This window comes from Modestobacter italicus (assembly GCF_019799965.1).
GTDB lineage: Bacteria > Actinomycetota > Actinomycetes > Mycobacteriales > Geodermatophilaceae > Modestobacter > Modestobacter italicus_A.
In genome coordinates this window covers 567,070-579,939 of the sequence record NZ_JABGCJ010000003.1, presented here as the reverse complement: position 1 = coordinate 579,939, position 12,870 = coordinate 567,070, and the positions used below count along the sequence as shown (strand labels likewise).

The window sequence follows — 12,870 nt, the reverse complement described above, 5'->3', positions numbered from 1 at the left end:
GGGGACCCAGGAGTGAACGAGGTCGTGCCTGCGTCGGTGCCGGTCGACGGGCTGCTGTCGGTCGCCTGGCTGGTGATCGCGCTGCCGCTGGCCGGCGCCGCGCTGCTGCTGCTCGGCGGCCGGCGCACCGACCGCTGGGGGCACCTGCTCGCCACCGGCACGGTGGTCGCCGCCTTCGTGCTGGCCGTGGCGTCCACCCTCCAGCTGTCCGGCCGGCCCGGGCACGCCGCCAGCATCGACCTGTTCACCTTCATCCGCACCGGCGGGCTGGACGTGTCCGCCGGCCTGCTGATCGACCCGCTGTCGGCGGTCTTCATGCTGCTGATCACCGGCGTCGGTGCGCTGATCCACGTCTACTCGATCGGCTACATGGCCCACGACTCGGGCCGCCGCCGGTTCTTCGCCTACCTGAACCTGTTCGTCGCGGCGATGCTGCTGCTGGTCCTGGGCAACAGCTACGTGGCGCTCTACGTCGGCTGGGAGGGCGTCGGGCTGGCGTCCTACCTGCTCATCGCCTTCTGGTACACCCGGCCGGCCGCCGCCACGGCGGCGAAGAAGGCCTTCCTGATGAACCGGATCGGGGACGTCGGACTGGCCCTCGCCATCTTCCTGATGTTCGCCCAGCTCGGGACGACGTCCTACGCCGGCGTCTTCGGGGAGGTCGGCCTGCTCGCCGGCGGCACGGTCACCGCGATCGGCCTGCTCCTGCTGCTGGGAGCCTGCGGCAAGTCCGGCCAGTTCCCGCTGCAGGCCTGGCTGCCCGACGCGATGGAGGGCCCGACCCCGGTGTCGGCGCTGATCCACGCCGCGACCATGGTCACCGCCGGGGTGTACCTGATCGCCCGCAGCGCCCCGGTCTACGACGAGACCCCGACCGCCCGCACCGTCGTCCTGGCAGTCGGCGCGGTCACCCTGCTGATCGGGGCGATCGTCGGTTGCGCGTACGACGACATCAAGAAGGTGCTCGCGTACTCCACGGTCAGCCAGATCGGCTACATGTTCCTGGCCGTGGGCCTCGGCCCGGTCGGCTACGCCGCCGGCATCGCGCACCTGCTCACCCACGGCTTCTTCAAGGCCGGGCTGTTCCTCGGCGCCGGCTCGGTGATGCACGCGATGGACGACCAGGTCGACATGCGCCGCTTCGGCGGCCTGGCCAAGCGGCTGCCGGTCACCTTCGTCACCTTCGGGCTGGGCTACCTGGCGCTGATCGGCTTTCCGTTCCTCTCCGGCTACTGGACCAAGGACGCGATCATCGAGGCGGCGCTGGACCGGGGCGGCTGGTCGGGCTGGGTGCTGGGCGGGGTCGCCGTCCTGGGTGCGGGCCTCACCGCCTTCTACATGACCCGGCTGATGCTGATGACCTTCTTCGGCAAGGCCCGCTGGACACCCGGCGTCCACCCGCACGAGTCCCCGCCGAGCATGACCGCGCCGATGGTGGTGCTGGCCGTGGGGTCGGTGGCCGCCGGGTTCCTGCTGGTGCAGGTCTTCCCGCTGGCCGAGTGGCTGGAGCCGGTGTTCGGTGAGCCGGCGGAGGCCGCGCACGTGGTCGCCCCCGCCGTGGTCGGCATCGTGGTCACCGCGGTGATGACCGTCGGGGTGCTGGCCGCCTGGCTGTTCGTCGGCCGGCGCGAGGTGCCGACCACGGCGCCGGTCCGGGTGTCGCCGGTGGTCACCGCCGCCCGCCGGGCGCTCTACGCCGACACGGTCAACGAGGCCCTGGTGATGCGCCCGGGCATCTGGCTCACCCGGGCGCTGGTCTGGCTGGACAACCGCGGGGTGGACGGCGTGGTCAACGGTGCGGCCGCGGCGCTGGGCGGCTCGTCGTCCCGGCTGGGCCGGGCGCAGACCGGGTTCGTGCGCAGCTACGCCCTGGGCATGCTCGGCGGCGCGGTGCTGGTCGCCGGGGCGCTGGTCGCGGTGACGACGGCATGAGCGCCCGACCCGGACGAGAGGTGGCCCCGTCGTGACCGACGTCCCCTGGTTGCTGCTGATGATCGCGGTGCCCGCGGTGGGCGCGGCGGTCGTGGCCGGCCTGCCCGCCGCCCGTGAGGCGCTGGCCCGGCCGCTGGCCCTGGCGGTCAGCCTGCTCGTGCTGCTGCTCGCCGTGCTGGCCACGGTCGCCTTCGACACCGGGGGCGACCGCTTCCAGCTGACCACCGCGGTGGCCTGGATCCCCGACTTCGGCGTCGACTTCGCCCTGGGCGTGGACGGCATCGCGCTGAGCATGCTCCTGCTCATCGGGGTGCTCGTGCCGGTCGTGGTCGGTGCCTCCTGGCACGAGACGCCGCCGCCCCGTCCGGGCCGCGGGCCGCGCTCGATGCGGGCGTTCTGGGCCTGGCTGCTGCTGCTGGAGTCGCTGATGGTCGGCGTCTTCGCCGCCACCGACGTCTTCCTGTTCTACGTCTTCTTCGAGGCGATGCTCGTCCCGATGTACTTCCTGATCGGCAGCTTCGGCGGGGAGAACCGGCAGTACGCGGCGGTGAAGTTCTTCCTGTACAGCCTGCTCGGCGGGCTGGTCATGCTCGCCTCGGTCATCGGGCTGTACGTGGTCAGCAACTCGCAACTGGGCGAGGGCACGTTCGCCTTCGACGCGCTGCGCCAGCTGGAGATCGACCCGGGTGTGCAGAAGCTGCTCTTCCTCGGCTTCTTCGTCGCCTTCGCGATCAAGGCCCCGCTGGTGCCCTTCCACACCTGGCTGCCCGACGCCGGTACGCAGGCCCCGATCGGTGCCTCCGTGCTGCTGGTCGGCGTGCTGGACAAGGTCGGCACGTTCGGCTTCCTGCGGTACTGCCTGCCGCTGTTCCCCGACGCCGCCCGCGACCTGGCGCCCTGGGTGCTGGTGCTGGCCGTCGTCGGGGTGCTCTACGCCGCCCTGGTGGCCATCGGCCAGGACGACATGAAGCGGCTGGTCTCCTACACCTCGATCGCGCACTTCGGCTTCATCGCGCTGGGCATCTTCGCCTTCACCACCGAGGCGGCCACCGGCGCGGTGCTCTACATGGTCAACCACGGCATCGCCACCGGACTGCTCTTCGTGGTGGTCGGCATGGTCATCGCCCGCAGCGGCTCCCGGCGGATCAGCGACCACGGCGGGCTGGCCGCCCGGGCACCGCTGCTGGCCGGGGTCTTCCTGCTGGCCGGGCTGGCGTCGCTGGCGCTGCCGGGCACCAACAGCTTCGTCAGCGAGTTCCTGGTGCTCATCGGCTCGTTCCCGGAGCGGCCGGTGCACACCGTCCTGGCCACCCTCGGCATCGTGCTGGCCGCCCTGTACGTGCTGCTGATGTACCAGCGGGTCATGCACGGCCCGGCCCGCGGCGTGCTGGCCGAGCCCGACGCCGAGCCCGACGCCGGGGCCGCTCCCGAGCCCGCCGACCCGCCGCACGGCGGCGGGGGAGCGACCGCGGTGCTGGCAGCACCGGCGCCCGCTCGCACCCGGCGGGTGCCCGACCTCTCGCGGCGGGAGGTCGCCGTGGTCAGCCCGCTGGTCGCGCTGATCCTGCTGCTGGGCGTGTACCCCCAGCCGCTGATCGACCTGGTCACCCCCGCCGTCGAGGCCACCATCAGCGACGTCGGCGCCGACCCGGGTGGGAACACCCCGCAGGTCGGCGTCACCCCGATCGAGGAGGACGACTGATGGACGGCGTCGCAGCCCCGGACCTGTCGTTCGCGGCGCTCGCCCCGCTGCTGTTCGTCTTCGGCGCCGCCGCGGTCGGCGTGCTGGTGGAGGCGTTCGCGCCCCGCGCCGTCCGGCACCCCGTGCAGGTGGCGATCGCGCTGACCGGCGCCGTCGGGGCGTTCGTGGCCACGCTGCTGCTGGCCGGCACCCGCGAGGTCACCGCCGGCGGCGCGCTCGCCGTCGACGGGGTCGCGCTGTTCCTGCAGGGCACCATCGCCGTCCTCGGCGCGCTGTCGGTGCTGCTGTTCAGCGAGCGCGCGCTGGACCCGGCCCGCTCGGCGTTCGTCGCGGTCGCCTCGGTGCCGGCCGGCAGCGTCCGGGACCGGGAGCTGTCCACCGACGAGCGGGTGCAGACCGAGGTCTACCCGCTGGCCTCCTTCGCCCTCGGCGGGATGATGCTGTTCACCGCCGCCAACGACCTGCTGGTCATGTTCGTGGCGCTGGAGGTGCTGAGCCTGCCGCTGTACCTGATGTCGGGTCTGGCCCGCCGGCGGCGGCTGCTCTCCCAGGAGGCGGCGGTGAAGTACTTCCTGCTGGGCGCCTTCGCCTCCGCCTTCTTCCTCTACGGCCTGGCACTGGTCTACGGGGCCACCGGCAGCGTCCGGCTGTCGGCGATCCGGGACGCCGCCGTCGTCGAGGGCGGGGACACCCTGCTCGTCCTGGGCCTGGGCCTGCTGGTGGTCGGGCTCATGTTCAAGGCCAGCGTCGCGCCCTTCCACACCTGGACGCCGGACGTCTACCAGGGCGCGCCCACCGCGGTCACCGCCTTCATGGCCGCGGCCACCAAGGTCGCCGCGTTCGGTGCGGTGCTGCGGCTGCTCTACGTGGCGTTCGGCACCGCCGAGTGGACCTGGCGGCCGCTGGTCTACGCCCTGGCGATCACCTCGATGGTGGTCGGCGCCGTGCTCGGGCTCACCCAGACCGACGTCAAGCGGATGCTGGCCTACTCCTCGATCGCGCATGCCGGCTTCCTGCTCACCGGCGTGATCGGGCTGGGCGCCGACGGCAGCGGGCCGGGGTTGGCGGCCACGATGTTCTACCTGCTCGCCTACGGGCTCACCACGCTCGGCGCGTTCGGCCTGGTCACGCTGGTCCGCTCGGGGGAGGGCGAGGCGACCCACCTGTCGCAGTGGGCGGGGCTCGCGCAACGCTCCCCGGTCGTCGCCGCACTGATGGGCCTGTTCCTGCTCGCGCTGGCCGGCATCCCGCTGACCAGCGGCTTCACCGGCAAGTTCGCCGTCTTCCGGGCCGCCATCGAGACCGGCGCCTGGCCGTTGGCCGTGGTCGCCCTGGTCACCAGCGCGATCGCCGCCTTCTTCTACCTGCGGGTCATCGTCCTCATGTACTTCTCCGAGCCCGCGCCCGAGGGGCCCACCGTCGGCGTCCCCGGCCTGCCCACCACGATCGTGGTGGCGGTCACCGCGGCGGCCACCCTGGTGCTCGGCGTCCTCCCCGGCTCGGTGCTGGACCTCGCCGACTCCGCGGCGGTGCTGGTCGGCTGAGTCGACGCCGCCCGGCCGTCGACCGTGTCCAGGGCTGTATCTTCAGCGGTTGATGACCGGAGCCGGTACCACCAGCCCGCGGGCCCGTGGACGCAGAGACCACCAGGAGACCCCGTTGTGGCACCGGCCGTCCACCCCGCCCTCGACCATCGGGCCGTGGCTGCCCGAAGGTGAGCTCGGGAACGCGCTGGCCCAGGGCCTGGCGCGGGTCGAGGCGTCGCTGGCCACCGCGGTCGCCAGCGACCACTCGTTCGTCAGCGAGGCGGCCGGTCACCTGATGTCCGCCGGCGGGAAGCGGTTCCGGCCGATGCTCGCGCTGCTGGCCGCGCAGCTCGGCAACGCCGACGCCCCCGAGGTGGTCGACGCCGCCGTCGTCTGCGAGCTCACCCACCTGGCCACGCTGTACCACGACGACGTCATGGACGAGGCGTCCGTGCGCCGGGGCGCCCCGAGCGCGAACAGCCGGTGGACCAACAGCGTCGCCATCCTCACCGGCGACTTCCTGTTCGCCCGCGCCTCGGACCTGCTCGCCGACCTCGGGCCCGAGGCGGTCCGGGTGCAGGCGCAGACCTTCGAGCGGCTGGTCACCGGCCAGCTGCGGGAGACCGTCGGCGCCCAGTCCGGCGAGGAGCCGATCGACCACTACCTGAGCGTGCTCGCCGACAAGACCGGGTCGCTGGTGGCCACCTCGGCCCGCTTCGGCGCCTCGTTCGCCGGCGTCGACGACGCGCTCGTCGCCGAGCTCACCGCCTTCGGCGAGGAGGTCGGCGTCGCCTTCCAGCTCTCCGACGACCTGATCGACATCGTCAGCGAGGGCGGGGCGTCGGGCAAGCAGCCCGGCACCGACCTGCGGGAGGGCATCGCCACGCTCCCGGTCCTGTTCGCCCTGGCCGGCGACGACCCGGACGAGGCGCGGCTGCGCGAGCTGGTCGCCGGACCGGTGGTCGACGACACCGAGCACGCCGAGGCGCTGGAGCTGCTGCGCAGCTCCGCCTCCCTGGCCCGGGCCACCGCGGTGCTCGAGGGGTACGCCGACCGGGCACGGGCCCGGCTCGCCGCCGTCCCCGAGGGGCCGGTGCGCGAGGCGCTGTCGGCGCTGTGCACGTACGTGGTGACCCGCACCAGCTGAGTCGGGCACGACCGGTCGGAGCCGGGGATGCTGGGCCGGTGAGCCGCACCCGCACCGCCGCCGTCCTCGCCGGGCTCCTGCTGCTGGCCGCCTGCAGCGATGCGCCCGGCGAGCAGGGGGAGGGCGCCGGGACCGACGTGCCGGACGACGCCGCCGCCGGCCCGTCGGCCGGAGTGCCGACCCTGGACGTCGAGGTGGTCGCGGACGGGCTGGACCACCCCTGGGACGTCGCCCAGGCCCCGGACGGCACGCTGCTCTTCGACGAGCGGGGCGGTGGGCTGACCGCGGTGCTCCCCGACGGTGAGGTGCGCCCACTGGAGACCGACCTCGGCGACCTGTTCGCCGACGGGGAGACCGGCCTGATGGGCCTGACCCTCGACCCGGCCTTCACCGAGAACCGCCGCTTCTACACCTGCCAGGGCGTCCAGGAGGACGGGGGCGCGGAGATCCAGGTCATCACCTGGACCGTCGACGCGGACTGGACGAGCGCCACCCGGGTCGCCGACCCGCTGCTGGGCGGCGTCCCGGTCAACGAGAGCAGTGGCCGGCACGGCGGGTGCCGCCCCCGGTTCGACGCGACCGGCCAGCTCCTGGTGGCCACCGGGGACAACGCGGTGGGCAGCAACCCGCAGGACCTGACGTCGCTCGCCGGCAAGGTGCTGCGCATCGACCCGCAGACCGGCGGCCCGTCGGCAGGCAACCCCTTCCTGGATGCCGAGGACCGCGACACCCGGCTGATCTGGAGCTACGGGCACCGCAACGTGCAGGGCCTCGCCGTGCAGCCCGGCACCGATCAGGCATACGCCGTCGAGCAGGGCACCGGCGTCGACGACGAGGTCAACCGCCTGGTCGCCGGGGGCAACTACGGCTACGACCCCGACGGCGCACCCGCTGGGCCGGAGGGCGGGTACGACGAGAGCGTGCCGATGACCGACCCGGCCATCCCCGGCGCGATCGGGGCGGTGTGGTCCTCCGGGGACCCCACGATCGCGACCAGCGGGGGTGGCTTCGTCGACGGCGACCAGTGGGGCGGCTACGACGGCGTGCTCATGGTCGGCGTGCAGAAGGACACCGGCGTGCTCGGCCTGCGGATCGACGACGACGGCCGGCTGCTCGAGCAGTTCCGGGTGCCCGAGCTGGAGGACACCTACGGCCGCATCCGCACCCCGGTCCAGGGTGCCGACGGCAGCCTCTACGTCACCACCGACAACGGCGACGGCGAGGACCAGCTCCTCCGGGTCACCCCCCGCCCCTGACAGGCCGAACGGCTCGTCCGGGTGGGGGATGCGGCGACACGGCCCACGACGACCGAGCGCCCCGTCCCCCAGGTGGGGAACGGGGCGCTACGGACTCCCGGCGTCAGCCGGTCACCGCGACGAGTGGGGGCCGGAGGCCTCCGCGAGGAACGGTGGGAACGGCTCAGCGCACGAGGGGCACGGCTCCTGGTCGCGGTGTGATCCGGAGGATCACCGTGTCACGACACGGTCCAGCTGTCTCCGCCGGCCAGCAGCGCGTCGAGGTCGGCCGGCTGCTGCGCGGCCGCGTCCTCGAGCTGGTCGGCCATCATCCGGTCGTAGCTGGGCTTCGCGACCTTCCGGAACACGCCCATCGGCGTGTACCGCAGGTCCTGGCTCGACAGCCGCGAGAGCGCGAACGCGTACGACGGGTCGTCCCGGTGTGCGTCGTGGACGACGATCTGGCTCGCGTCGACCTGGTTGGTCTCGGCGATCCGCAGCCCACCGAAGTCGTCCCGGACGACGCAGGACGCCCCGCCCGGGCCGAAGACGAGCGGCTCACCGTGCACCAGGGGGATGGTCCACATCGGGCCGGTGTTCGGGTCCTTGAGCAGCTCGAACGCGCCGTCGTTGAAGATGTTGCAGTTCTGGTAGATCTCCACCAGCGAGGTGCCCTGGTGCTCGGCGGCCTGCCGCAGCACGTCGGTGAGCCCCTTGCGGTCGGAGTCCATCGCCCGCCCGACGAAGGTGGCGTCGGCGCCCAGGGCCAGCGACACCGGGTTGAACGGGTGGTCCAACGAGCCCATCGGCGTGGACTTGGTGACCTTCCCGACCTCGGAGGTGGGGGAGTACTGGCCCTTGGTGAGCCCGTAGATCCGGTTGTTGAACAGCAGGATCGTCAGGTTCACGTTGCGACGCAGCGTGTGGATCAGGTGGTTGCCGCCGATGGACAGCGCGTCGCCGTCACCGGTGACGACCCAGACGCTCAGGTCCGGCCGGGACGCCGCCAGGCCGGTGGCGATGGCCGGGGCGCGGCCGTGGATCGAGTGCATCCCGTAGGTGTTCATGTAGTACGGGAAGCGGCTCGAGCACCCGATGCCGGAGATGATGACCATGTCCTCGCGGGCGATGCCGAGGCTGGGCAGGAAGCTCTGGACCGCGTTGAGGATGACGTAGTCACCGCAGCCCGGGCACCAGCGCACCTCCTGGTCGGTCTTGAGGTCCTTGGCCTTCAGCGCCGTCTGCTTCGGGCCGTTGGCCGCCACCGAGGCGTCGATGGCACCGGAGATCGTGGTGACGTCGGGGGCGGGCATGCCGAGGTCGTGCACGTGGGCGTTGGTGGACTCGATGGCGGTCACAGGGCCGCTCCCGTCTGTGCAGGGGTGTCGGAGCCGGTGTCGAGGGTCGTCGCCGTCCCGGTGGTCCCGTCGATGACGTCCTGGAACACGGCGGCCAGCTCCGCGGCGCGGAACGGCAGGCCGCGCACCTGGGTGTGGCTGTGCACGTCGACCAGGTACTTGGCGCGCAGCACCATGGCCAGCTGACCGAGGTTCATCTCGGGGCAGACCACCCGGTCGTAGCGGGCGAGGATCTCGCCCAGGTCGGCCGGCAGCGGGTTGAGGTGCCGCAGGTGCACCTGGGCGATCGACCGGCCCGAGGCGCGGATCCGCCGGCAGGCGGCACCGATCGGGCCGTACGTGGAGCCCCAGCCGATGACCGCGACCCGGGCGTCCCCGTCCGGGTCGTCGACCTCGGTGGCCGGGATCGAGGCGGCGATCCCGTCGACCTTGGCCTGCCGGGTGCGGGTCATGAAGTCGTGGTTGGCCGGGTCGTAGGAGATGTTCCCGGTCTTGTCGGCCTTCTCCAGCCCGCCGATCCGGTGCTGCAGCCCCGCGGTGCCGGGCACCGCCCACGCGCGGGCCAGCGTCTCCGGGTCGCGCAGGTACGGGAGGAACTCGCCGTCCTCGCCGTTGGGCTCGGTGGCGAACTCCGTGCGCAGGTCGGGCAGCTCGTCGGCGGCCGGGATCGACCAGGGCTCGGCACCGTTGGCCAGGTAGCCGTCGGACAGCAGGATCACCGGCGTCCGGTAGGTCAGCGCGATCCGGGTGGCCTCGAGCGTGGCGTCGAAGCAGTCGCCGGGGGAGCGCGGGGCGATCACCGGCACCGGGGCCTCGCCGTTGCGGCCGTAGAGGGCCTGCAGCAGGTCCGACTGCTCGGTCTTCGTCGGCAGACCGGTGGAGGGGCCACCGCGCTGCACGTCGACGATGAGCAGCGGCAGCTCGGTCATCACCGCCAGGCCGATCGTCTCGGCCTTGAGCGCGACACCGGGCCCCGACGTCGTGGTCACGCCCAGCGCGCCGCCGAAGGAGGCGCCCAGGGCCGCGCCGATGCCGGCGATCTCGTCCTCGGCCTGGAAGGTGCGCACGCCGAAGGACTTGTGCTTGGACAGCTCGTGCAGGATGTCGCTGGCCGGGGTGATCGGGTACGCGCCCAGGAACACCGGGAGCCCGGAGCGCTGGCCGGCCGCGACGATCCCGTAGGCCAGCGCCTGGTTGCCGGAGATGTGCCGGTACTTCCCCGGCGCCATCGGCGCGGGCTTCACCTCGTAGGAGACCGCGAAGGCCTCGGTGGTCTCGCCGTAGTTGAAGCCGGCCCGGAAGGCGGCGATGTTCGCCGCGGCGATCTGCGGCTTGCGGCGGAACTGGCGCTCCAGGAAGCGCACCGTGCCCTCGGTGGGCCGGTGGTACATCCAGCTGAGCAGGCCGAGGGTGAACATGTTCTTGCTCCGCTCGGCCTCCTTCTTGCCCAGGCCCGAGTCGGCCAGCGCCTCGAGGGTCATCGAGGTCAGCGGCACGCTCACCAGCTGCCATTTCTCCAGCGAGCCGTCCTCGAGCGGGTTGCTGTCGTAGCCGACCTTGGCCAGGTTGCGCGCGGTGAACTCGTCGGAGTCGGCGATCAGCAGGCCACCGCCGGGCAGGTCGGGCAGGTTGGCCTTCAGTGCGGCCGGGTTCATCACGACCAGGACGTCGGGGGCGTCGCCCGGCGTCATGATGTCGTGGTCGGCGAAGTGCAGCTGGAAGGAGCTGACACCGGGCAGCGTGCCCGTTGGTGCCCGGATCTCGGCCGGGAAGTTCGGCAGCGTCGACAGGTCGTTGCCGAACGAGGCGGTCTCGCTGGTGAAGCGGCCGCCGGTCAGCTGCATGCCGTCGCCGGAGTCGCCGGCGAGGCGGATGACGACGCGGTCGAGCTCGACGACGCTCTTGACGAGCCCGCCGGGGGCGGAGCTGTGCACGGCGGTGTCCACGGCGGGGTCCATGCTCGGGGCAACGCCGCTCGCGGCTGAGCTGATTCCGGGGGTGCTGATTCCGGGGTTGGTGCCAGTCATGTGTGTGAGGTACCTCCGACCCGCCAGGTTACGTGCGGGTCGGCTGCGCCGACTCGCCGTCGGGACAACGTGAGCGAAGGCACACAGGGTTGCCTTCCCTGACCGGTCGACCTCACGGGCAGCCCACAGGCTGCGGGGGAACGGCGATCGGGGCGACCGCGTTCTACCGCTCGTGCAACGGTGGAACAACGGTCTGAAGACGGCGGTGCTGCTCGGCCTGATGGCCGGCGTCATCCTGCTGGTCGGCAGCGCCTTCGGCCGGGGCGGCCTGCTCATCGCCCTCGTGCTCGCCCTCGGCGTCAACGGCTGGGCGTACTTCAACTCCGACAAGCTCGCGCTGCGGGCGATGCGCGCCTTCCCGGTCACCGAGACCCAGGCGCCGCAGCTCTACGCGATCGTGCGCGAGCTGGCCACCGAGGCCCGCCAGCCGATGCCCCGGCTCTACGTCAGCCCGACGAACCAGCCCAACGCCTTCGCCACCGGCCGCAACCCGCGCAACGCCGCGGTCTGCTGCACGCAGGGGATCCTCGAGCTGCTGGACCGGCGCGAGCTGCGCGGGGTGCTCGCCCACGAGCTCTCGCACGTCTACAACCGCGACATCCTGATCAGCTCGGTGGCCGGGGCGATGGCCACGGTGATCACCTACCTGGCGCACATGGCGATGTTCGCGTCGCTGTTCGGCGGCCGGTCCGACGACCGGGAGGGCGGCGGTGCCCTCGGTGGGCTGCTGCTGGTCCTCCTCGGCCCGATCGCCGCCGGGCTGGTGCAGATGGCGGTCAGCCGCAGCCGCGAGTACCAGGCGGACGCCTCCGGTGCCCAGCTGTCCCGCGACCCGCTGGCGCTGGCCAGCGCGCTGTCCAAGCTCGAGCGCGGGGTCGCCGCCCGCCCGCTGCCCCAGGACGACCGGCTGGTCACCCAGAGCCACCTGATGATCGCCAACCCGTTCCGGGGGCAGGGGATGGCCTCGATGTTCGCCACCCACCCGCCGATGGCCGAGCGCATCGCACGGCTGCAGCAGATGGCCCGCGAACTGGGCCAGTAGTCGACGGCCCGTTGCCCCCACCACTCGCGAGCTCGCGGGGGACCCTGCAACGGGGCCGGCGGTGATGGCCTCCCTACGCTGCTGAGGTGACCGGCGAGGTGCGGTACGTGGCGATCGGGGACAGCTTCACCGAGGGGCTGGGTGACGAGCGCCCCGACGGCTCGGTGCGGGGCTGGGCCGACCTGGTGGCCGCCGGGCTGGCCGCCACCGCGGACCAGCCGGTGCACTACGCCAACCTCGCCGTGCGCGGCCGGCTGCTGGCGCCCGTGGCGACCGACCAGCTGGAGGCGGCGCTGGCGCTGGACCCGGCGCCCACGCTGATCACCCTCAACGGCGGCGGGAACGACATGATGCGGCCCCGCCGTGACGTGACCCGGCTGGTGGCGCTCACCGAGCAGGCCGTCCTGCGGTGTGCCGCCGCCGGCGTCCGGCTGGTGCTGGTCAGCGGAGCCGACCCGACGGCCCGGCTGCCCTTCGGCGGCAGCATGCACCGCGGGGGCGTGGCCCTGACCTCGGCGGTCGCCGAGCTGGCGGCGAGGCACGGGGTGCCCTTCGTCGACGCGTTCGGGGACCAGGAGCTCCGCCGTCCGGCGTACTGGGCACCCGACCGCCTGCACCTGGGGCCGGCCGGGCACCGACGGGTCGCCGGGCTGGTGCTCGCCGCGCTGGGCGAGCCCGGTGCCGCGCACGTGCTGGGCCCGACACCGGTGGAGGCCCGCCGGTTGCGCACGGAGGCGCGCTACTACCGCCAGCACGTCCTGCCCTGGGCGGCCCGCCGGGCGGTCCGCCGCTCGGCCGGCCACGGCCGCACCGGCAAGCACCTGGACTGGGTGACCGTCGCTGCCGACCGGGCCGGCCGGGCGGGCCACTGAGCCCAGGAGGGGCCCCGGGCCGGTGCGGC

At 73.0% G+C, this 12,870-nt stretch carries 9 protein-coding genes; 7 read left to right on the top strand and 2 right to left on the bottom strand.

Annotated features, from left to right (window positions below; all coding sequences use genetic code 11):
- The first annotated feature begins 12 nt into the window (after positions 1 to 12).
- From nuoL to HLA93_RS10350, 5 genes are read left to right on the top strand one after another with little or no spacing between them, the layout of a single operon-like run.
- On the top strand, positions 13 to 1,932 hold the full coding sequence (nuoL, locus tag HLA93_RS10370; protein WP_308128049.1) for an NADH-quinone oxidoreductase subunit L: 1,920 nt from the start codon (positions 13 to 15) through the stop codon (positions 1,930 to 1,932).
- Between the two features lie 31 nt (positions 1,933 to 1,963).
- Positions 1,964 to 3,634, top strand: coding sequence for an NADH-quinone oxidoreductase subunit M (locus tag HLA93_RS10365; protein ID WP_222194270.1), 1,671 nt, complete (start codon positions 1,964 to 1,966; stop codon positions 3,632 to 3,634).
- Complete coding sequence (nuoN, locus tag HLA93_RS10360; protein ID WP_222194269.1) at positions 3,634 to 5,178, top strand: NADH-quinone oxidoreductase subunit NuoN; 1,545 nt, start codon at positions 3,634 to 3,636, stop codon at positions 5,176 to 5,178. The genes HLA93_RS10365 and nuoN overlap by 1 nt, the downstream gene beginning before the upstream one ends.
- A 52-nt stretch (positions 5,179 to 5,230) precedes the next feature.
- Positions 5,231 to 6,307, top strand: coding sequence for a polyprenyl synthetase family protein (locus tag HLA93_RS10355; protein ID WP_222194268.1), 1,077 nt, complete (start codon positions 5,231 to 5,233; stop codon positions 6,305 to 6,307).
- 38 nt (positions 6,308 to 6,345) lie between these two features.
- Positions 6,346 to 7,563 (top strand): PQQ-dependent sugar dehydrogenase, encoded by a 1,218-nt coding sequence (locus HLA93_RS10350; RefSeq protein ID WP_222194267.1) that lies wholly within the window; start codon positions 6,346 to 6,348, stop codon positions 7,561 to 7,563.
- Between the two features lie 218 nt (positions 7,564 to 7,781).
- Here HLA93_RS10350 and HLA93_RS10345 read toward each other — a convergent pair whose 3' ends face one another.
- Together HLA93_RS10345 and HLA93_RS10340 are read right to left on the bottom strand one after the other, a co-directional pair.
- Entirely contained in the window at positions 7,782 to 8,900 is a 1,119-nt protein-coding gene (locus HLA93_RS10345) for a 2-oxoacid:ferredoxin oxidoreductase subunit beta (protein ID WP_308128048.1), read from the bottom strand.
- The gene (locus HLA93_RS10340; RefSeq protein WP_308128047.1) at positions 8,897 to 10,846 is read right to left on the bottom strand and encodes a 2-oxoacid:acceptor oxidoreductase subunit alpha; all 1,950 of its coding nucleotides are present in this window, start codon (positions 10,844 to 10,846) and stop codon (positions 8,897 to 8,899) included. The genes HLA93_RS10345 and HLA93_RS10340 overlap by 4 nt, the downstream gene beginning before the upstream one ends.
- Positions 10,847 to 11,099: 253 nt before the next feature.
- Here HLA93_RS10340 and htpX point away from each other — a divergent pair, with 253 nt between their 5' ends.
- Complete coding sequence (gene htpX, locus HLA93_RS10335) at positions 11,100 to 11,969, top strand: zinc metalloprotease HtpX (RefSeq protein ID WP_222194265.1); 870 nt, start codon at positions 11,100 to 11,102, stop codon at positions 11,967 to 11,969.
- A gap of 86 nt (positions 11,970 to 12,055) precedes the next feature.
- Positions 12,056 to 12,841 carry an SGNH/GDSL hydrolase family protein gene (locus HLA93_RS10330; RefSeq protein WP_222194264.1) on the top strand — a complete coding sequence of 262 codons (786 nt, stop codon included), beginning with the start codon at positions 12,056 to 12,058 and terminating at the stop codon, positions 12,839 to 12,841.
- Positions 12,842 to 12,870 lie beyond the last annotated feature (29 nt).